Here is a 20385-nt window from a genome sequence, read left to right as displayed (position 1 = left end):
CGCATTCTTTGCTTTATTGTTCGAGGGGCGATGGCGGGACTGTGGAACCGAACGATCGAGCGCGCAGTTTTCCGCACATCGGAGGCGTGGAATGTTGAACTGGAGCTTCAACCGCAGCACGGCGACCCCGGAATCGTCGGATCCGGGCGGACCGACTCTGCCCGAACCGCCTCCGGCGGTCCCGTCTCAGGTCCCGCCCCGTTCACGCATCGCGCTTGCGCTCGGCGGCGGCGCGGCTCGCGGCTGGGCCCACATCGGCGTGCTGCGGGCGCTCGACGAGGAAGGCATCGAGGTCAGCATGATCGCCGGCACCTCGATCGGCGCGCTGGTCGGCGGCTGCTACCTGGCCGGCAAGCTCGACGAACTCGAAGGATTTGCGCGCTCGCTCACCATGCGCAGGATCGCCAGTCTGCTCGATTTCACCATCCGGGGCAGCGGCCTGTTCGGTGGCATGCGGCTGACCCGCCGCATGCAGGAGCACCTGGAGAACATTTCGATCGAGGAGCTTGGCCGCCCGTTCGTCGCGGTCGCAACCGAGGTCAACACCGGGCATGAAGTCTGGATCGGCGGCGGCGCACTGATCACCGCGATCAGGGCTTCCTACGCCCTGCCCGGCATTTTCGAGCCGATCAAGTGCAACGGCCGCACGCTGGTCGACGGGGCGCTTGTCAATCCGGTGCCGGTGTCGGTGTGCCGCGCGCACGAGCAGCCGCTGGTCGTCGCCATCAACCTCAACTACGACCTCTACGGCCGCTCGGCCGTCATCAAGCACACCGCCAGCGTGCAGCAGATCGACAATACGGCGCGCCAGGAAAACAGCGAGGCACGGCTGGGCCTGACCAGCGTGATGGTGCAGTCCTTCAACATCATCCAGGATCGCATCGCGCGGGCGCGCCTTGCTGGCGATCCGCCCGATCTGGCGCTGCATCCGCGCCTGAGCGACATCGGGTTGTCCGAGTTTCACCGCGCCGGCGAGGCCATCGACCGCGGCTATCTCGAGACAAAGTCGAAGATCACCGAGATCAGGCGGATGCAGGAAGCGCTGCTCTGGTAGCCGGCATGAAGATGCCGCCGCGCTGATCGCGGCCTTGCGGCGAACTTTTGCAGACTTGACGGGAATGGGATGCGGGACGCGCGGCGCCCCGCCCACGGGCTCGGGTCAGCCGGAAATATAGGCCTTAATGGCCGCGGCTTCGTGCTCGATCGAGCGGATATGCGCCTTGACGACGTCGCCGATCGAGATAATGCCAACGAGGCGGCCGTCCTTCTCGACCGGGATATGGCGCGCGCGCAGCGTGCTCATCATGGCCATGACCTCTTCCACCGTCGTGTCCTCGCTGCACCGGTGGACGTTGCCCCACATCACGGAGGAAATCGGCTTGTCCAGACAATCCGCACCACTCTTGGCAATGGCGGCGACGACGTCGCGCTCCGTCAGGATGCCGGCGATCCGGTCGTGACGGTCGACCACGACGATGGCCCCGATGTGGTTGTCTCGCAGATAAACGGCGGCCTGACGAACGGTGAGCTGCTGGCCGCAGGTAATGACGTTGCGGCCCTTTTCGTCAAGGATGGACTTTACATACATGCGCTCCTCCCAAGTGATCATCACGCAGAGAGGCAGGGATCCCGACAGGGTCGCCCTGCCAGCCCGGAGAGGCCGTCGTCAAACCGCGCCTCCCTTCGGCCCCGACATGCATGCGCGAACCGGGACACCATCATGGTGCGTTACCAAGGCTGCGAAAGCAAGTCCGCCGGATGGCTAGCGTTAATCCGGGCGGTGCCGGAAGTCGGCCCTGGCGCCGATGGTGTCGAACAGCGGGAAGCAGAAAAAACCGAACAGGAAGCCGCCGATATGCGCTTCCCAGGCGATCGTCGCGCCGTCTGCGACGGCAAAGAGCTGGCCGAAGCCGATGGCGAAGTTCGTCAAGAACCACACCGCCGAGAACACCAGGACGGAGCGATTGGACAGCGATTGGGCGATCGAGAGCCGGCGGTTGAGGTGCGCGTGCTGGCGGTCGATTCGCCCGCCCGGAGAAAACACAAACCGCGCCGCCGCCCCCATCAGGCCGGAGACGACACCGGAGGCACCGATGACGATGACCAGCTCTCCCCAGTTGACGGCGCAGTGAAGCGCCACCGAGGCCGCCGCAGAAAGACACCAGAACAGGACGAACCGGGACGCGCCGATGCGGCGGGCGACGGGAGCGCCGAACGCCACCATCCAGAAGACGTTGAACAGCAAGTGCTCCCAGCTGCCGTGCAGGAACGAATAGGTCACCGGCGTCCAGAGCCAGGCCCAGTCGGCAGCCATAAGCTGCGGCGCGTAGCGGGCGGAGATGAACGCGAACTGCAGGAGCACCCACTCGTCGGCCATCGGCGGCAGCAGGTAGACCCGCACGAGGTGGACCGTCGCCAGCAGCGCAATCGCGACGACAAGACTGCCGGGCAGGTTGAAAGCCGGCTCCCGCTTCGGCGCCGGGCGCCGGATGGCGAGATCGTCGTCTTTGTTGTCGGTGTCGTTCATCGCTCTTCCGCCGGTTCCCGGACAAGGCCGTCGCAGCGCTTATACAGACAAAATGTGGGCCGTACAGCGCTAGCCGTACGACCCCGAGCCCCCAAAACCCCGGCCCTGAAAGTTGGTGTGCTGAGGAGGTTTCCCCCCGAAGTGATGATGACGGTGTGCCACGGCGGTCAAAATCATACAATCGAAACCAATAGTTAACCTTAACATCGCCGTGGCACGTTCCTCGCTACTTCTTCATCAACAGGTGGCCGACGGGCCGCCCGGTGCCGTTTTGGCACAGGTGGAGTGCTGGTTTGATGCAGACGACGACAGCAAGAGCGATCTACGCCTACTGGTCGCGCGTGCGAGCGGGACGAGACATTCCCAATCGGCGCGACATCGAGCCGGCAGATCTGAGGCAGCACCTGCCCGACCTGTTCATCCTCGAGCAGTCGGCAGGCGCTGGACCGTCGTTTCGCCTCGCCGGCACCCGGCTGTGCAGCCTGTTCGGGCGCGAGTTGCGCTCTGCAGGCCTGCAGCGGCTGTTCGCGCCGGACGTCCGCGAGCGCGTGCTGCGGATCTGTGCAAGCAGCATGGCCCAGCGCACGCCCGCCCTCCTCCATGCCAGCGCCTATGGCGGCTCGGACCGGGCGGCGGGCATCGAGATCCTGTTGCTGCCGATCAGTTCGCACGCCGCGCACGCGGATCGGCTCTTCGGCGTCCTGTGCCCGATCGAGGCGGTGCAGCCGCTCGACCTGCCCCTCCGGTACATGACCGTCGACAGCGTCGGCATGATCGACCACGAGCAGGAAAATGCCTTCCTGCAGGCCCGTCCGCCCATCCCGTTGCCGGCCTCCGTCATGGCGGTGCGCAAGACGGACTTCGGCAAGATGGTGCGGCGGGTTCTGCATCTACGCGTATTCGACGGCGACAAATAAGATGCCGCAGCGCCAGAATCGACAAAACCTTCGCCAAAGCCATCCACCTTGAACGATCTGTTAACCTCGAAAGGTTAGGAGTTTGAAAGAGATTTTTATCAGGCCCGACTGTCCATGTATTCGTTTCAACAAACGTCACCGACAGCCCGCAGACCGCAACCCGAAGCGCGCAGCTTCCAGCGCGTGGCCGTGAACCTGTCCGGCCGCCTGATGCTGCCCAATCATGAAGAGTACGACTGCACCGCACTCAACATGTCGCCGGGAGACGTGTTCTTTTCCTGCCACGCCCGTCCGCGCGCCGGCGAACGGATCATCGCCTATGTCGACCACCTCGGCCGCATCGAGGGAACCGTCTACAAGGTGCTGGAAGAAGGCTTCATCGTCATCGTCAACGCCACCGATCGCAAGCGCGAAAAACTGGCGGCGCAATTGACCTGGATTGCCAACAAGCACGAACTCGGCCTGCCCGAGGACCGGCAGCACGACCGCCTGACGCCGCGCAACAGCCGCACGGAACTGGCGCTCGACGACGGCCGCCACTACCCCTGCCGCATCATCGACCTGTCGCTTTCCGGCGCCGCCATCGACATCGAGGTCCGGCCGATGGTCGGAACCCCGGTCCAGCTGGGCAATATGCGCGGCCGCGTCGTGCGTCACTTTCAGGAGGGCGTGGCGATCGAGTTTTCCCGCGTCCAATCCAAGGAAGCACTGCGCGAATTCCTCTGAGGTCACAAGGCGACGCACAGGCACCAGGGCCCGCAAGGGCCCTTTTTTGTTTTCGCTGCATGTTGAAATTTTTCGCGTCACGAGTGCAAGGCCCCGGCTCCGCACAGGGCGGCACCGACAGCACAAATCATGCAGGAAGCCTGTAGCGCGCGGTCACCCATAACCATCCGCAGCCGCGACAGCACCTCGCCACAGGATCTCGTCACGCGGCGACACGCGCAGAAATTTCAATACCTTGCGCCCGCCCCGGCGCGGAGAGCGCGCAGACGACCGCTACAATTTTATGCAAATTTTCGGCAAATACAGATAAAACACTGATCAAGATTTATTCTATATTTATTCTAACGCGTCGAAACTTTTCTTATATTTATACTTCCGAACTTCGCGTGAAGTAAAACGATACATGTCATTGTCCTCTCAACAAGGGGTCAGGACGATGACGACAAGAAACTTCTGGACAGGGACATTCGCGGTTTTGTTTTCTCTGGTATTCGGCCATGCCGCACAGGCGCTTCCCGCCCGCATGACCGTTGCCGGCCCGACAAACCAGCCGATCGGGCACTACGAGTTCTGCAAGAAATACGCGGACGAATGCGGCGCGACCGACGCGGGCGCGCCGCTGGTGCTCACCGAGACCAACTGGCGCCAGATCCTTGACATCAACTACTCGGTCAACAGCGCGGTCGAGCCGCTGACCGACGCCGACATCTATGGCGTCGAGGAGCGCTGGACCTACCCGGGCAGCGCCGGCGACTGCGAGGACTATGTCCTGCTCAAGCGCAAGATGCTGATCGAGGCCGGCATCTCGGCTTCGGACCTGCTGATTACCGTGGTGCTGCAGCCGAACGGCGAAGGCCACGCGGTCCTGACGGTCCGCACCGACCGTGGCGACTTCGTTCTCGACAACATGCGCAACAAGGTCCTGCTCTGGTCGCAAACGGAGTACCGCTTCCTCAAGCGCCAGTCCGAACGCAATGCCGGCAAGTGGGTCAAGCTGCAGGATGGTCGGGCCACGGCCGTCGGCAGCGTCCGGTAGGAGGCGCCCCGCCCATCCAAGGGCGACGGCAGCGCCTCCAGCGCCAAGGGCCAGGCCAGACCCCAACCCCGTCCCGACCTTGGCCCTCGCGGCCGGCCCCCTTGTCCCGGGGCCGGCCGCACCCCTTTGGTCGAACGGCCCGATCCTGCCGGACCGCAGCACGGTTAGGATATTGTTAACCGTGAGCCGTCAGTCTCGTCCGCATCAAGCAAGCTCCACGCCGGATCCATTGAGTAGCGTGTCGCCGGTATCCCTCCGGGCTGCAACGGAAGAGCCATGCACGCCAAAGCTCATGAAAACGACAACGCCCCCCTGGTTTCCGCCACGTTCCTGAAGCGACTGACGATCGGCATCGCCCTGCTTGCCAGCTTGACCGTCGCCATCAGTCTCGGCGGGCGGCTGCTCGGCGAGCGGATTGCCCTTGCCGGTCACACCGAGAGCCGAGCGGCGTTCGACATCGTCATCGGCGAAGACCACCTCCGCCTGCCGGCCAACGTCATCCGCTTCGAGGACCAGCGCCGCAGCGGCCCGGCCGAGCGCGTCGACCTCTACCTGACATGGCCGGAAATGGAGGGATACAGCAGCGCAAACAGGCGGCGCTTCAACGAAACCGGACAGACGGAGGGCCTGGTCTTCCTGCAACTGTCACAGAGCACCATGTCTCGGGACATGTCCGGCCGGATCGCGCCCATCTATTCGCACCTGTTCGAGGGGGCGGCGGCGGCAGGGCCAGCCGGCCTCACGGTCCGGCGGCTGAAGCGCACCTCCGGCTATGCCGGGGAGACTCTGCTGCTTGGAACCCTGCCGGACGGCACGCCCTACGCCACGCGCTGCCTGATTCCCGGCCAGGGGCAGCCCGCCACCAGCGGCGACTGCCAGCGAGATATCCACATCGGCGACGATCTGTCGCTGCTCTATCGCTTTTCGAGCAGACTTTTGCCGCAGTGGCAGGCGATGGAACAGGCGATCCGGGACTTTGCGCGATCCGCCCTTGCGGGCAACAGCGGCCGCCTACCCGGCAAAAGCCAGCGATAAAAAACGAGCTATCTCCGCAACCAATGATTCATCATAAACCGATTGGTAACCCTGCCCCGATAGTCTCGCCCCAATCGTCGTTCGCGCACCGCGCCTGGACGGCACAACAATCAGAGACTGAAGAGTAGAAGCGTGTTCGGTTCCGTTTTCTCCGTCATAATTTCTCGTGCGGCAGGCTTCGCAGCTGCGACATCCAAGACCCTGCTGATCGCAGGTGGTCTTGCCATCGCGGCGTCGGCCGCCGCTCATGCCAATCCGAAATACGCCGGCATCGTCATCGATGCCAAGACCGGCAAGGTGCTCTACAGCGATTCGCCCGACGAACTGCGCTATCCCGCCTCGCTCACCAAGATGATGACGCTCTACCTTGCCTTCGAGGCGCTCGAAGCCGGCAAGATCAGGAAGGACACACTCGTCCCGATTTCCAAGAACGCTGCCAAGGAGCCGCCGTCCAAGCTCGGGGTGCGGCCCGGCAGCAAGCTGACGGTCGACCAGGCGATCCAGGCACTCGTCACGCGCTCGGCGAACGACGTCGCGACCGCGCTCGGTGAATTCCTGGGCGGTTCGGAGGAGCGCTTCGCGCGGCTGATGACGCAAAAGGCGCGCGCGCTCGGCATGACCAAAACCGTCTATCGCAATGCCCACGGCCTGCCCAACACCGCGCAGGTCACCACCGCTCGCGACCAGGCACGGCTGGGACTGGCGCTGCGCCAGCACTTCCCGCAATACTATTCGTATTTCAACACGCGCAGCTTCCGTTACGGCAAGCAGACAATCGGGAACCACAACCGCCTGTTGGGCTCCGTCCGGGGCGTGGATGGCATCAAGACCGGCTACACGCGCGCCTCCGGGTTCAATCTCGTGACGTCCGCGCAGACGGATGGCCGCAGCGTTGTCGGGGTCGTGATCGGCGGCCGCTCGGGCGCATCCCGCGACCAGCAGATGAGGAAGCTCATTGCCAAATACATGCCGGCCGCCTCGCGCCGCGGTGGAGGCAACCTGATCGCGGAGACGGAAGATGCCCCGACGCTGACTGCAGCGGCGGCTGCGAGCGCCGTCTCCGCCAGCGCCTCCGCCGAAGGCGTGCTCGACCTACCCCGAAACGGACCGCTGCCGACCTACCGCTACGAAGAAACGCGCATCGAGACGGCCTACGCGGCGACGGCCACCGGCAATGCGTCTGCGCTCGTCGGCCGCGATGCGCTGGCCGCGACTCTACGGATCCAACAGCGCGAAGTTGCCGCCCCAGCCGAGGTCCCTGCACCGGCGGTCGAGCAGGGCGACACCGACGACACGCTCGATTCGCTGACGACCTCGTCGACGGCGGCCTCGGCCCAGCCGTCCCTTCCTTCGGGGTGGGTGATCCAGGTCGGCGCGACGCCGAACCAGGACCAGGCGAAGGCTCTGCTCGACCGGGCGCAGGATCAGGGCGGCAAGGCACTGCGCGACGTGCAACCGTTCACCGTGGCCTTCGCCAACGACGGTGAAAAGCTCTACCGCGCCCGCTTTGGCGGCTTCTCCGGACAGACCAGCGCGGTCAACGCCTGCAAGGTGCTGAAGAAGCGAGGCTTTGCCTGCTGGGCGAGCCAGCAGTAACAGGACTTGCCGCGCGGCTCACGGTCAAACGTCCGCGCGGCAATGAATATGGCCTTGGCCGTGGCAGCCACCGGATGGGTTCGATTGCCGGTGGCGGCGACAGGGCGGACGGCGCCGGACAGCGGCGAGCGTCGACCTCGATTGGGTATTGCGTACGAGGCACGTTATGGCGATGAACGAGAATGTGACCGACTCCCTGCCCGTTTCAAACGGAAAGCGTTCCCCCCGCGGCGGGCTTCACCCGCTGCACGAGGCCGCGCTACGGATCGCCGATATCGGGCGGTCGCGCTCGGCATCGAGGACGCGGGACCTCGTCGGAATGCTGCTGGCGCACGGCGCCCGCGCATGGCGCTCGGGCCAACCTGCCGTCGGCATCCATGTCCATGTCGGCCGCAGCGGCTGCGCCTATCCGATCAGGATGCGCCTGCGCTAGTTGCGCGATGAAGCGGCTCCCGGCCGGCCGCCGAGCCTTGGCCAGCGCCTGCCGCAGCATCTGTCATAGCGCTCGCCCGAGCCGCAGGGGCAAAGATCACTGCTGCGACGCTGCAGTCGGCCGACAACGGGTAGGAGCAGCGCTGTCGGGAGAATTGATGCAGCGAAGGCGGTCAGCTTGGCCGACAGGCCCGGGACGACCTGGCGCCTGCCGCCCTTGAACCCACGCCAGGCGCGCTCGGCGACATAAGCTGCATCCACGCGCGGCAGCACCTTGAACAACATCGCCCGCCCTGCGCCCGAACGGGTGAGAAACTCGGTATCCACCGGGCCCGGCGAAACGCAGGTCACGGTGACACCCGACTGGCGCAGTTCTTCGTGCAGCGAATCGGAAAAGGAACGTACGAAGCTCTTGCTCGCGTAGTACAGCGCCATGTTGGGGCCGGGTGTGAAGCCGGCGATCGAGCCGAGATTGATCACGCCGCCACGCTTGCGCGCCACCATTTCCGGAAGGAAATGCAGCGTCAGTTCGCTCAGCGCGCGGATGTTCAGGTCGATGATCCCCAGTTGCTCGCCGAGCGGCAGCGTCGTTGCCGCGCCGCGCAAGCCGTATCCGGCACTGTTGACCAGCACGTCACAGCTCAGCGCGTTGCCTGCCAGGAAGTCCTGCAACGCGCGCGCAGCGCCTGGCCTCGCGACGTCCAGCACCAGCGTCAGCGGTTCGCCGCCTGCTGCGCGCACCTCGTCGGCAGCTGCCAGGAGCCCCTCCTGACTGCGGCCGACAAGGACGATCGCGCCGCCGTCGCGGGCGGCCACCTTGGCGATCGCCCTGCCGATGCCGCGCGATGCACCGCTTACGACCACGGCTGGCCTCGAGTCCTGATTTCCCGTCATCCGGCCGTCCCCGCCGTGCTGCCGTGCCCGCCCTCACCCGTGCCGATACCGCGCACCTCGGCGGCGACGTCCTCGTTCAATATCTGCTCGAAGCGTTCCAGCGCCCGCGCCACGTTGGCTCCGTCCATCACCCGGTGGTCGTAGAGAATGCGGACGTTGACGGTGCCGTCCTCGGCGATCGGGCCGTAATTGAGCAGCGTCGTCAACGGCGTCAGCGGGTTGAAAGACTCGGCACCGAGGCCCGAATAGACCGAGAACTGGAAGGTGCCGAAATGGCGGATCCGCTGCCGCGCAATGTTGAGTCCGAGCCACATCAGCAGCCACCGGATCGGACCCGGAGCGCGCGCCAGCTTCAAGGCGCGGCGGAACTGCTTGATCTCCTGCAACGGGCGTGTGCGCGCCTGGCCGACGAGTTGCTGGAGTTCGGCGATGGAGCGGCGCTCGGGCGCCTTGATGGTGCCCAAAAGCACAATTTTTTCCCCCCCGTAGTCTCGCTCGTTGGCAATCGAGGCGACGCTCAGGGGGTACTCGTAGAAATGCGGCCAGGGCAACTTGACATAGGCCCGTCGCAATTCGGGCACGTCCTGGGACAGGAGCCCGTAGCCCTTCAGGAAAAGGGCGGTCCATGACGGGCGTTCCGGCTGCGCCGCTCTCGCCCTCAACAGCGGGCCGAGGTTCATCTGCCGCTGCACCGTGACCCGCGGGATTCCCATCGAAAACCGCATCAGGTCCCCGACCAGACGCCGTGGCGGCGAAATCTTCAAGGCCCGGCCGCGCATCATGCCACCTTCAATAGATATGCGGGATCAGCCGTTTGGTCCGATCCATGTAGGAGCGATAGCTGTCGCCGAAGGTCTCCAGCATCATGCGTTCCTCCTTGTCGACCCGGAGGAAGAAGAGGACCGCAAAGCCGACAAGGCCCGCCAGCCCGACGAACCAGTTCGACAGCAGCAAGGCCTGGCCGAGCGCCATCAGCAGGAAGGACGTGTACATCGGGTGGCGAATCAGGGCGTAGGGGCCGCCGCTGACGAGCTGATGCTTGTCGCGTATCTCCAGCGAGATCGACCAGTTCTTGCCCAGTTCCTTGTGGGTCCTGCGAAACAGCCACATCGCCATGAGGAAGAGAGCCGCCCCGACGGTCACCGCGAAGGGGCTGGCGGGGTAGTCCGCCGCTTGCGGAAAGCCGGTGGCGACATAGAGAAACGGCAGGCCCGCCATACCAACGATCGCAGCGGCGAGGCCGATCATGTCGGTGGTGGAACGGCGGTTCGTCACCACACGCACGCGCTTGGCGCGGCGCTCGAACGGGTAGCGAATGACGGCCCAGGCAACGACTCCGAGAACCCATAGAATTTCGCCGATGGCGGCAACGGTGAGGGTCATGTGGCGCACCGCAGGCTAGTCGAAGACACCCGCGCCATTGGCGCGGCCAGTCGCATTCCCATCATGTATTCATCTCGCGAAGCTGCGTCACGTATTGCTGTGGCCGGAGCCAGATAGCCGGGGTCTTGTAACCCATGGATCTCGCAATTTCACCCGTCCAGGCATTGCAATTGTTCACCGTCGCCTGCCAGGTCTTGGATTTGGCCTGCAATTGCCGGATGAAAGCGACCGTCTTGCGGTATTCGGGCTCGGTCAGCAACACGCGCCAGCTGGCCGAGCGGTATTCCTCTTCCAGGTCGCCGTCACTGGCCCCGGTCTCGGCGGGTACGGGCACAAAATGTCCGATGATATAGGGGGCGGGATCGTTGGTTGCGGGCGCGAGGCCCGCGACCTCCGGGTTGATCATCCTGCCCGACTTGTCCGTTCGCCCGAAGACCACGTAGGTATGACCGTAACTCAGCGCGTAGCGCGAGCGAAACTCGATGAAGTAAAGCTTCTCGCCGCGCCGGACCGCGCCCTCCTCGTCAGGATAACCGCGATAGTCAGATACGTAACGCGGAAGCGGCGGCTTGTCCTCCGACTGACATCCGGAGACCACAAGCGCGAGAAAAACCGCGAGCAAGACATGGCTCTTTCCCAGCGTCATGATCACGCTCCATTTCCAATGCCACGGTTAAAGTAGCGCAATTTTTGCTGGAAAGCACTCTCGCCATGCATTTGAAACAGGCCACGGGAGGGTCGTGAAGAGTGCGGTGGAAGGGGAGAGGCGACGCCTCTCCCCGAACCAAGGTCAGCGATTACTTATAGACCGGCGCCGGCGCGGTCTCTACCGGCGGCGGAGCCTTGCCCTTGCCCTTGCCGACGGTGTCGCAGGCGCTGAGGCTGACAACGGAAAGTACTGCTACTGTCACGATTAGAAGTCGGCTCATCAAGTCGTCCTTTCCTTTGAATGGAATAGGTTATCGAAGGCAACACTTCTACTAATAGCCGCAAACGCAACAAAGGCATAGTGCCGAAAGCCCACAAAGTTAACGTTGGCCAAGACCCTATAAGATCAGATTTTTCTACGGCTTGTCGCATTTGCGTGATGAGCGGTTAAACACACGCCCTGAGCGCTGCTGCTCCTGGCGCAAGCAGGCCGATTCCGACCGTGCGGCGCGCGTCGTTCCGGTCGATTTTCGCCCGATATGTATGCTTCACAGCAATTCGACGGCAATCTCCGTTGATCCGGCGCCGGCACGGCGGCGACTTTACGGACGGAAGCTTTTATATGACTTTTACTCGCGTCCCCACCGGCACGCGACTGTAAAGATCGACGATGTCATCGTTGGTCAGCCGGACACATCCATTGGACACCGCCTGCCCGATCTTCCACGGCTCGTTCGTTCCGTGCAGCCGATAGTAGGTATCCCGCCCGCCCTGGTAGAGATAAAGCGCCGCCGCGCCGAGCGGGTTCTGCGGGCCGCCTTCGACGCCGCCGGCGTACTGCTGCAGGTGCGGCTTGCGGCGGATCATGTCAGCCGTCGGGCGCCAGGATGGCCATTCCGCCTTGCGGCCGACGGTGGCCACGCCCTTGAAATTCAGGCCCTCCTCGCCGACCGCGACGGTATAGCGGATCGCGCTGCCACCACCTTCCACGTAGTACAGCCGGCGTTCCGCCGTATTGACGACGATCGTCCCCGGCGTCTCCTCGCCGTAGTAGGCGACATGGCGCCGGCGAGGCGGAGAGGAGACGCGGTAACTCGAGAAGGAGGGATAGCTGGGCGGCCAGTAGGTCGTCGTGCAACCGCTGGCCATCAGGCCCAACCCGAGCAATACAAATCCGCGGCGTGTCATGAAGTCGTCGACCATGTGCACCTGCTAGCGATTGTAACCCCGACCTCTAGCCATAGCATCGCGCGGCGCGCGGGCCAAGTCTCCCCCTTTGACTGAAGCTATGCCCTTCTTCCGTGCCCCCTTGCGTCCGACGCCTGCCTCTGTTCGACTGGCGCAACATAACAAAAAGGGTGTTTGCAATGAGCTTTAGCTTCGCGGGGAAGGTCGGGATCGTGACGGGAGGCGGGTCCGGGATCGGCGCGGCGGTGTGCCGCCGGCTGGCGCGACAGGGGGCCGAAGTCGCGGTTGCCGATATCAATGCGGAAGCCGCCCAGACCGTAGCCGGAGAGATCGCCTCGCTGGGCGGCAAGGCTCATGCGGTTGGCGTCGATGTTGCCGACCCCGATTCGATGGAGCGGCTGGTTGCGACGACGGTTGAGCGATGCGGCGGCCTGCACCTGGCCGTCAACAATGCGGGCATTCACGGCAACCGTCTGCCGACTGCCGATTGCCCGATCGACGACTGGAAAAGCCTGATCGACGTCAACCTCAACGGCGTCTTCTACGGCGTGAAACACGAGATTGCGGCGATGATGGCATCGGGTGGCGGCGCCATCGTCAACATGTCATCGGTGCTGGGGTCGGTCGGATTGCCGATGACGGCCGCCTATACGGCCTCGAAGCACGGCGTCATCGGACTTACCAAGGTCGCGGCCATCGAATACGCGCGATTCGGTATCCGCATCAACGCGGTCGGTCCAGGCTGGATCGAAACGCCGATGCTGGAAGAGCACCCGCAACTGGCCAACACAAGGCGCATGGAAGCGTTGCAGCCGATGGGTCGGCGCGGTACGCCGGAAGAAGTCGCGGCGCTCGTATGCTTTCTCCTGTCGGACGAAGCAAGCTTCATCACGGGCAGCTATCATCTGGTGGACGGCGCCTACAGCGCGCACTAGCGGCCCTGCCCGGCGTTGCAGCGCAGCCCGCGGGCGCCCCTACAGCAGACCGAGTTCGGCCAGCTCCCGCCGCAGTTCCATCGGCAGGTCCGCGCCACCGGCGTCGAGGTTCCTGAGGTCGCGCGGTGCGTCCTCACCCTTGAGGTAGCGCCAGCCCTGAAACGCCCGCCTCGGCTGAAGCTCGGTCTCGATGACCTCCGGGCCGAGCACGAGTTCGCAGCGGGTGATGCCGTCGGCGTCTTTGAAGGTCTTGAGGTCGAGCAAGCGCTGCCGGGCCTGGACCTGTCCCTTGATGACCCAGTAGAGCGAGCCGCCGTCGAGCAGATCGTCCACGCGTTTTGGGATCATGCGGGTCGTATGGCTCGTGCTCGGCTCGATGCCGGCCGCGATGGCGACCAACGCCCGCTCGGAAACCCACTCCCGCAGGTCTTCGATCGATTCGGCGCCGACGCACAGCTTGATGAGATGCAGGGCCATGGCCCCTTGAACGCCTTTCTCCGGCGGCAGTCAAGCCGGACGGAGCCGCCACGCAGCCACAGCCCCTGCCCGTTTGCAGCCACCGGTGCGATCAACACTCGACGACATTGACGGCAAGACCGCCCGTCGAGGTTTCCTTGTACTTCTCGTTCATGTCGACACCGGTCTGGCGCATCGTCTCGATGCAGGCGTCGAGCGGCACAAAGTGGGTGCCGTCGCCCTTGATCGCCAGCGACGCGGCCGTGACGGCCTTCACAGCGCCGAGCGCGTTGCGCTCGATGCAGGGAACCTGCACAAGGCCCGCAACGGGATCGCAGGTCATACCGAGATGGTGCTCGAGCGCGATTTCGGCGGCGTTTTCGATCTGCTCCGGGGTTCCGCCCATCACGGCGGCAAGCCCCGCCGCAGCCATCGCCGACGCAGAGCCGACCTCGCCCTGGCAGCCAACCTCTGCGCCGGAAATCGAGGCGTTGTGCTTGATGATGCCGCCGACCGCCGCCGCCGTCAGCAGGTAATCACGGATGCCCTCGGCGTCGGCGTCCTCGTGGAAGTGCAGGTAGTAGCGAACGGTGGCCGGCACGACGCCGGCGGCACCGTTGGTCGGCGAAGTCACGACCCGCCCGCCGGCGGCGTTCTCCTCGTTGACCGCCATCGCATAGACGCTCAGCCAGTCGTTCGCGAGCAGCGGGTTGGTCTTGTTCGAACGCCATTCCTCCTGCAGCTTGTCGTGGATCATGCGGGCGCGGCGCTTGACCTTCAGACCACCGGGCATGATGCCCTCGCCCTGCAGGCCGCGGTCGATGCAGCTTTTCATCGCGGCCCAGATCCGGTCGAGGCCGGCGTCGAGCTCCTCGCGGGACATTGCCGTTTCCTCGTTCGCGCGCTTCATCTGCGCGATCGTCAGACCCGAGCGGGCGGCCATCTCCAGCATCTGCTTGGCCGAGGAGAACGGGAACGGCACCTTGCGCTCGCCGGCCTGTGCCTTCGAGGAACGCATCGCCTCCAGTTCGGTGTCGGTGACGACGAAGCCACCGCCGACGGAGTAGTAGATCCGCTTCAGCAGCAGCCGGCCGTCGCGATCATAGGCGGAGAAGGTCATGCCGTTGGCGTGCCCTGGCAGCGGATTCTTCTTGTCGAATTCCAGGTCGTGCTTCGGCTGGAAGGCGTAGGACGGGTGGCCGGGCGGCGTGATGCGCCCGGTGCGCTCGACCTCGGCAATGATGGCGTCCATGCGGTCCGGATCGACCTGGTCGGGGCGCTCTCCCATCAGACCGAGGATCACCGCCCGGTCGGAGCCGTGACCGACGCCCGTGAAGGCGAGCGAGCCGTGCAGGCTCATCTTGATCGCCGCGACTGCCGCGCCCGACGGCCGCGGCCAGTCCGGAGACAGGATCAGGTCGAGAAAGCGATTGGCCGCCGACATGGGGCCCATCGTGTGGGAACTAGAGGGACCGATGCCGATCTTGAAGACGTCGAAAACCGAGAGAAACATGCCGGGAACCTGCCAATACCGAACGGCCGCACTGCAGCCGGAGCCTGCTATGCGGCGCCTCCTCCCGAATGATCACGGGATGCGGCACAGCATTATGTGATCGAAGCTACGTGATCGCGCAAGCCGCGTCAGGCGGCGTCCCGACATCGGGTTCTGCACCTGCGACATGGCCACGGCGGCAAACGTCGCCGCAAACGAAAACAGCGCGCCTGGGAGCGGCGCGCCGTCTTTGACTTGTTTCGGGATTTATATCAGATGCCGCCGAAAAGATAGATCAGGGCAAGAAGACCAGCAAAGCCGAGGACCGTACGAATGGTGAGGCCCCAGCAGGACTTCTGAGCGGTACTTTCCATGATTTCCCCAAATGAGAACACTGCGCCGGCCAATAATGGGCCGACTGTCGCCCTAATAGTAAATCCTTGATGAAGGCGCAACTGGAAAAAATGGCAGAAACATGGCGCCCGCCACCCAGCGCCCGATCCGGCGTCGACGATTGTGACATCAAACCAAAGCGTTGACGAAAGAGACGGGTCAGTTGGCCGCACCCGCCTTCATACTTTGGTCAAAGGCGTAAACGCCCGCCATAGCCTGTCCGACCGTGCGTGGCGCTTGCAATTCACGCAATCCGCGGCAAATTTCGAATCATGACAACCGCCGATCCGATCGCCCTTGCCGTCTTCGTCATCCTGTGGCTGGGCTATGCCTGGATCACCGACAACCGACGCTTCCTCAACCGGGTGAGCCTGACACGCGCCATGAACGCGCAGCGCGCCGCCTGGATCCGCAATGCCATGCGTCGCGACCTGCGCATGATCGACACCCAGATCATGTCCGGGCTGCAGCACGGCACCGCCTTTTTCGGCTCCACCTCGATCCTGGCGCTGGGCGGGTGCTTTGCGCTGCTCGGCGCCACCGATCAGGTCTTCACCGTCATCGGCGACCTGCCATCCGTCTTTCAGGCCGGACGCGCCGGCTTCGAGTTGAAGGTGGGGGGGCTCGCCTGCATCTTCGGCTATTCCTTCTTCAAGTTCGGCTGGTCCTACCGGTTGTTCAACTATTGCTCGATCCTGCTCGGAGCGGTACCGATGGCGGGCGATGTGCACAAGGATCCGGCCGCGGCAGAGGTGGCGGTCGAACGCGTGATCCGGATGAACATACTTGCCGCCCGCCACTTCAATGCGGGGCTGCGCGCGATCTTCCTGTCGATCGGCTATCTCGGCTGGTTTATCAGCCCCTACCTGTTCATGCTGTCGACGGCCTTCATCATCTTCGTCCTGATCCGCCGCCAGTTCTTCTCGGAGGCGCGCCGGACGGTGCTGGAAAAGCCCGACTAGCTCCGGTCCGCTGCCACCTTTCGGCCATCTTGGCTCGCACAAGCTCCAGGCCGGACATTGGCCCGAAGAATCGCGGCACGAGAGAGATGACAGCACAGACCACAGATCGGATCGACGTTGGCGGGGACGGTGCACCGGCCCGGACCGGACGCCTCGCATGGCTGGACACCGCCCGCGGCCTCGCGCTGGTGGCCATGGCCACCTACCACCTCAGCTGGGATCTGGAGTTTTTCGGCTACCTTGCCCCCGGCACGGCCGGAACCGGGCTGCTGCGGGCCTACGCCCGCCTGATCGCCGGCAGCTTCCTGTTCCTCGCTGGCTTCGGCCTGGTACTCGGCCACCATGCCGAAATCCGCTGGCGCGCGTTCTGGATCCGGTTCGGCCGGATCCTGGCGGCTGCGCTGGCCATCACCGCCGCCACCTATTTCCTCTTCCCGGACGCGTTCATCTTCTTCGGTATCCTGCACGCGATTGCGGCCGCCAGCCTGCTCGGCCTGCCGTTCCTGCGCCTGCCGGTTGCCGTGGTGCTTCTGTGCGCCGCCGCAAGCCTTGCCACCCCCCACTACCTCCGAAGCGCCATTTTCGACGCGCCGGCCCTGTGGTGGGTCGGCCTTTCGGAAAGCCCGCCGCGCTCAAACGACTACGTGCCGTTGCTGCCCTGGTTCGGCGCCTTCCTGATGGGCATGGCCGCATGCCGGCTCTACCTTCGGTACGCACCGCCTCCACCTGGCCCGAAACAGGCTGTGGACAGCCGGTGGGCGTCGATGCTGGCGACGGCCGGCCGCCACAGTCTTGCCATCTATCTTCTCCACCAGCCCGTGCTGATCGCGCTGGTCTATCTGTTCTCGGTTGTCGCCCCGCCCGCAAGGCCGGACCCGGCGGAGAACTACCGGCAGAGCTGTGTCACGGCCTGCGGCCGAACGGGAGACGCCCCCGCCTCCTACTGCCGCACGTTCTGCGACTGCACGCTCGACCAGCTGCTGCAACGCGAGCTGTTCGACGGGCTCTACGGCGGCGGGATCGACGCCGGAACCGATCCGCGGGTGGCCGCCATCTCGCAGCAGTGCTCGGCGGAGGCGCAATTGGGTAACGAGTTGAAGGAATAGCCGCATGAATGCCTATCGGAGCAAGCCGTTCACCTTGCCCTGGCCCCCGATCATTTATGCCGTGGCCACGCTCGTCGCCCTGGTCCTGCAGCTACGTTTTCCGGCAGCCTTCCCGGGCGCGGGCTCGTGGCTGGCCCTCGGCGTCGGCGCGATTCTGATCCTGTTCTCGGCTATGCTCGGCATCTGGGCCCTGCGCACGCTGAAGGACGGCCAGACCACGGCGCTGCCGCACCGCTGCGCCAGCCACCTGGTGACGCGCGGCCCCTATCGCTACAGTCGCAACCCGATCTATCTGGCGCACACGCTGGCGCTCGCCGGCGTCGGCATCGTTGCGCACAATCCGTGGTTCCTGGTGGCGGCGATCGCCGCCGTCGTCGTCACGACGCTGGTGGCGATCCGACGCGAGGAGCTGCATCTGCTCTCGCGGTTCGGATTCGATTTCGAGCGCTATTGCCGTTCCACCGCCCGCTGGATCTGACCGCGCAGACGTAGCGCCCCGGGCGGAACCGTCTCAGGTTCCGACGCCGATTTCCGCCAGGCGCGTCAGACACGCCTCCTCGACATTGTCGAGCTCATCGAGCGTTTCGTCGATGTCGCGGCGCTTCTGCCGCAACTCTTCGCGCTTCTCGCCGACTTTCTGCATGAGCAACTGCAACTGCCCCATCTCGCCGGGCGGGTCCTTGTAAACCTGGATGATCTCGCGGATCTCGGAGATGGTGAAGCCAATCCGCCGGCCGCGCAGGATCTCCTTGATCAGGTGCCGGTCCGCCGGGCGGAACAGGCGGGTCCGACCCCGGCGCTCGGGGTGAATCAGCCCTTCATCCTCATAGAAGCGCAAGGTTCGCGTGGAAACGCCGAACTCGCGCGTCAACTCCGTTATGGTGTAGTATTTGTCCACGCCGACTCCGAAGGTTTACGTCGGCGCAATCTTATTGACTTTTACGTGAAAGTCAATTTTTGGCGATCAATGGATCCCGAACCACCAGGTCGCCAGGCCGAGGAACGAGAAGAATCCGATCGTATCGGTGATCGCCGTAACGAAGACGGCCGAGGACACGGCCGGGTCCGCCCCCATCCGATCCAGCAGCATCGGAATCATGAATCCGGCGAGCGCTGCGGCCATCATGTTGATCAGCATCGCCGTCGCGATGATCCCGCCGATGTCGACGTCACGGAACCACAGCCCGGCCACGCACCCGATCAGGACGCCGATCAGCAGTCCGTTGAGCAGGCCGACGCCGGCCTCGCGCCGCACGACCCGCCAGGCGTTGTGGATGTCGAGGTCGCGCGTCGCCAGCGCCCGCACGGTCACGGTCATCGTCTGCGAGCCGGCATTCCCGCCCAGACCGGCCACGATCGGCATCAGGACCGCGAGCGCCACGATCTCCTCGATCGTCGCCTCGAACAGCGAGATCACCGAGGCGGCGATCCCGGCGGTGAACAGGTTGACGAGCAGCCAGGGCACGCGCGAGCGCGAGGTTTCGAGCACGGTGTCGGACAGTTCCTCGTCGCCGACGCCGCCAAGGCGCATCAGGTCTTCCTCGGCCTCTTCCTGAATGACGTCGACGACGTCGTCGATGGTCAGCACGCCGACCAGCCGGCCGTTCTCGTCGACGACGGCCGCCGACAGGAGGTCGTACTGCTCGAACAGCTGCGCCGCCTCTTCCTGGTCCATCAGCGCCGGAATCGGGTGGCTCGTCTGGCGCATCACCGCCTCGACCTTCGTGTCGCGCTTGGAGCGCAGCACCCGGTCCAGATCGACGACGCCCAGCAGCCGGAAGGTCGGGTCGATCACGAAGATTTCGGTGAAGCTGTCGGGAAGATCCTCGTCCTCGCGCATGTAGTCGATGGTCTGGCCAACGGTCCAGAACGGCGGCACGGCGACGAATTCCGAGCGCATGCGCCGACCGGCCGTGCTCTCCGGATAGTCGAGCGCGCGGCGCAGGCGGATCCGCTCGGTGAACGGCAGCTTCGAGAGGATCTCGTCCTGGTCCTCCTGGTCGAGGTCCTCGAGAATGTAGACGGCGTCGTCGGACTCCATCTCGCCAATGGCCGCGGCGATCTGCTCGTTCGGCAAATGCTCGACGATGTCGAGGCGGATGGCCTCGTCCACCTCGGTCAATGCCGCGAGATCGAAGTCGTCGCCGAGCAATGACACGAGCGCCAGCCGCTGCTCCGGCTGGATCGCCTCGAGCAGGTCGCCCATTTCCGATTCGTGCAGGTTGGCGACATGGCGACGCAGAAACAGGATGTCCCGGTCGGCGATTGCGGCGCCGACCTGCGTCAGGAAGTCGGTGCGCACCGATCCGTCGGGCGAATAGATGTCCTCGCCGTGGAAGGCCGGCTGCTCGGCCGGTCCGGAGCGCTCGTTCTCGTGTTCGCCGCTGTCCGTCATCCGAGCCGCTCCTCGAAAAACAAGTCTCGGCGTCGCATCCGCGTGATGCTCGACCGAGGACGAAGGAATGGGATTGCATTGCCCCTTGCGTGGCGGGCTTCCACCCTGCCGCCTCGTTCCGTGCTAGCCCAAAGCACAGCGCGGGTCCACAGCCGAGCGCGGCAAAAGCACAAGCCAAAGCGGCAAATTCTTCAATCTGTTGCCAGAATCCGACCGGTGCGGGGCACCGGCACGGCGCCCGGCCCGTCAGCGCCGGGGGCCGGT

General features: G+C 64.6%; 23 protein-coding genes. 11 read left to right on the top strand and 12 right to left on the bottom strand.

Annotated elements, in window-relative coordinates:
* Positions 1 to 91 precede the first annotated feature (91 nt).
* Positions 92 to 1054, top strand: coding sequence for a patatin-like phospholipase family protein (locus tag ACXAGF_RS09140; protein WP_475016295.1), 963 nt, complete (start codon positions 92 to 94; stop codon positions 1052 to 1054).
* Between the two features lie 105 nt (positions 1055 to 1159).
* Here the strand turns inward: ACXAGF_RS09140 and ACXAGF_RS09135 are convergent, their stop codons facing one another.
* Positions 1160 to 1588 (bottom strand): CBS domain-containing protein, encoded by a 429-nt coding sequence (locus tag ACXAGF_RS09135; RefSeq protein ID WP_475016294.1) that lies wholly within the window; start codon positions 1586 to 1588, stop codon positions 1160 to 1162.
* A gap of 180 nt (positions 1589 to 1768) precedes the next feature.
* Positions 1769 to 2527 carry a rhomboid family intramembrane serine protease gene (locus ACXAGF_RS09130; protein ID WP_475016293.1) on the bottom strand — a complete coding sequence of 253 codons (759 nt, stop codon included), beginning with the start codon at positions 2525 to 2527 and terminating at the stop codon, positions 1769 to 1771.
* 296 nt (positions 2528 to 2823) lie between these two features.
* Between ACXAGF_RS09130 and ACXAGF_RS09125 the strand changes: the two genes are divergently transcribed.
* The 6 genes from ACXAGF_RS09125 to ACXAGF_RS09100 all read left to right on the top strand — a co-directional run bounded on the left by ACXAGF_RS09125 (position 2824) and on the right by ACXAGF_RS09100 (position 8270).
* Complete coding sequence (locus tag ACXAGF_RS09125) at positions 2824 to 3444, top strand: PAS domain-containing protein (protein WP_475019245.1); 621 nt, start codon at positions 2824 to 2826, stop codon at positions 3442 to 3444.
* Between the two features lie 114 nt (positions 3445 to 3558).
* A complete protein-coding gene (locus tag ACXAGF_RS09120; protein WP_475016292.1) occupies positions 3559 to 4170 on the top strand; it encodes a PilZ domain-containing protein in 612 nt (203 codons plus the stop codon).
* Between the two features lie 436 nt (positions 4171 to 4606).
* Entirely contained in the window at positions 4607 to 5206 is a 600-nt protein-coding gene (locus ACXAGF_RS09115) for a transglutaminase-like cysteine peptidase (RefSeq protein ID WP_475016289.1), read from the top strand.
* A 276-nt stretch (positions 5207 to 5482) separates the two neighbouring features.
* On the top strand, positions 5483 to 6241 hold the full coding sequence (locus ACXAGF_RS09110) for a hypothetical protein (protein ID WP_475016287.1): 759 nt from the start codon (positions 5483 to 5485) through the stop codon (positions 6239 to 6241).
* A 132-nt stretch (positions 6242 to 6373) separates the two neighbouring features.
* Positions 6374 to 7837, top strand: a complete 1464-nt coding sequence (locus ACXAGF_RS09105; protein WP_475016286.1) for an SPOR domain-containing protein — start codon at positions 6374 to 6376, stop codon at positions 7835 to 7837.
* A 166-nt stretch (positions 7838 to 8003) separates the two neighbouring features.
* The gene (locus ACXAGF_RS09100) at positions 8004 to 8270 is read left to right on the top strand and encodes a hypothetical protein (RefSeq protein WP_475016284.1); all 267 of its coding nucleotides are present in this window, start codon (positions 8004 to 8006) and stop codon (positions 8268 to 8270) included.
* On the opposite strand, the gene ACXAGF_RS09095 is transcribed toward ACXAGF_RS09100, so the two are convergent.
* From ACXAGF_RS09095 to ACXAGF_RS09070, 6 genes are all read right to left on the bottom strand, one after another.
* Positions 8267 to 9163, bottom strand: coding sequence for an SDR family NAD(P)-dependent oxidoreductase (locus ACXAGF_RS09095; RefSeq protein ID WP_475016282.1), 897 nt, complete (start codon positions 9161 to 9163; stop codon positions 8267 to 8269). The genes ACXAGF_RS09100 and ACXAGF_RS09095 overlap by 4 nt on opposite strands.
* Positions 9160 to 9942: a hypothetical protein gene (locus ACXAGF_RS09090; protein ID WP_475019244.1), complete on the bottom strand. Its 783-nt coding sequence runs from the start codon at positions 9940 to 9942 to the stop codon at positions 9160 to 9162. Before ACXAGF_RS09090 ends, ACXAGF_RS09095 begins: the two co-directional genes overlap by 4 nt.
* A gap of 10 nt (positions 9943 to 9952) precedes the next feature.
* Positions 9953 to 10546 carry a protein-S-isoprenylcysteine O-methyltransferase gene (locus ACXAGF_RS09085; protein WP_475016280.1) on the bottom strand — a complete coding sequence of 198 codons (594 nt, stop codon included), beginning with the start codon at positions 10544 to 10546 and terminating at the stop codon, positions 9953 to 9955.
* Between the two features lie 61 nt (positions 10547 to 10607).
* Positions 10608 to 11192 (bottom strand): hypothetical protein, encoded by a 585-nt coding sequence (locus ACXAGF_RS09080; protein WP_475019243.1) that lies wholly within the window; start codon positions 11190 to 11192, stop codon positions 10608 to 10610.
* A gap of 151 nt (positions 11193 to 11343) precedes the next feature.
* Positions 11344 to 11475: an ABC transporter gene (locus ACXAGF_RS09075; RefSeq protein ID WP_475016279.1), complete on the bottom strand. Its 132-nt coding sequence runs from the start codon at positions 11473 to 11475 to the stop codon at positions 11344 to 11346.
* A gap of 337 nt (positions 11476 to 11812) precedes the next feature.
* Entirely contained in the window at positions 11813 to 12397 is a 585-nt protein-coding gene (locus ACXAGF_RS09070; protein WP_475016277.1) for a L,D-transpeptidase, read from the bottom strand.
* A gap of 164 nt (positions 12398 to 12561) precedes the next feature.
* Here ACXAGF_RS09070 and ACXAGF_RS09065 point away from each other — a divergent pair, with 164 nt between their 5' ends.
* Positions 12562 to 13317, top strand: coding sequence for an SDR family NAD(P)-dependent oxidoreductase (locus tag ACXAGF_RS09065; protein WP_475019242.1), 756 nt, complete (start codon positions 12562 to 12564; stop codon positions 13315 to 13317).
* Between the two features lie 39 nt (positions 13318 to 13356).
* Here the strand turns inward: ACXAGF_RS09065 and ACXAGF_RS09060 are convergent, their stop codons facing one another.
* Both ACXAGF_RS09060 and ACXAGF_RS09055 read right to left on the bottom strand, forming a co-directional pair.
* A complete protein-coding gene (locus ACXAGF_RS09060; RefSeq protein WP_475016275.1) occupies positions 13357 to 13794 on the bottom strand; it encodes a DUF1489 family protein in 438 nt (145 codons plus the stop codon).
* Between the two features lie 91 nt (positions 13795 to 13885).
* Positions 13886 to 15286: an L-serine ammonia-lyase gene (locus ACXAGF_RS09055; RefSeq protein WP_475016274.1), complete on the bottom strand. Its 1401-nt coding sequence runs from the start codon at positions 15284 to 15286 to the stop codon at positions 13886 to 13888.
* A 644-nt stretch (positions 15287 to 15930) separates the two neighbouring features.
* Here ACXAGF_RS09055 and ACXAGF_RS09050 point away from each other — a divergent pair.
* From ACXAGF_RS09050 to ACXAGF_RS09040, 3 genes are all read left to right on the top strand, one after another.
* Positions 15931 to 16620, top strand: coding sequence for a DUF599 domain-containing protein (locus ACXAGF_RS09050; RefSeq protein ID WP_475016272.1), 690 nt, complete (start codon positions 15931 to 15933; stop codon positions 16618 to 16620).
* A gap of 86 nt (positions 16621 to 16706) precedes the next feature.
* On the top strand, positions 16707 to 17726 hold the full coding sequence (locus ACXAGF_RS09045) for a heparan-alpha-glucosaminide N-acetyltransferase (protein WP_475016270.1): 1020 nt from the start codon (positions 16707 to 16709) through the stop codon (positions 17724 to 17726).
* 4 nt (positions 17727 to 17730) lie between these two features.
* Positions 17731 to 18204, top strand: coding sequence for a methyltransferase family protein (locus ACXAGF_RS09040; RefSeq protein ID WP_475016268.1), 474 nt, complete (start codon positions 17731 to 17733; stop codon positions 18202 to 18204).
* 33 nt (positions 18205 to 18237) lie between these two features.
* Here the strand turns inward: ACXAGF_RS09040 and ACXAGF_RS09035 are convergent, their stop codons facing one another.
* Together ACXAGF_RS09035 and mgtE are read right to left on the bottom strand one after the other, a co-directional pair.
* Complete coding sequence (locus ACXAGF_RS09035; protein WP_475016266.1) at positions 18238 to 18624, bottom strand: MerR family transcriptional regulator; 387 nt, start codon at positions 18622 to 18624, stop codon at positions 18238 to 18240.
* A gap of 66 nt (positions 18625 to 18690) precedes the next feature.
* A complete protein-coding gene (gene mgtE / locus ACXAGF_RS09030; protein ID WP_475016264.1) occupies positions 18691 to 20121 on the bottom strand; it encodes a magnesium transporter in 1431 nt (476 codons plus the stop codon).
* Positions 20122 to 20385 lie beyond the last annotated feature (264 nt).

This window comes from Mycoplana sp. ABR4_002, assembly GCF_056159645.1.
Note: the sequence above shows the minus strand (reverse complement) of the source record. Positions and strands in the feature narration are given on the sequence as shown.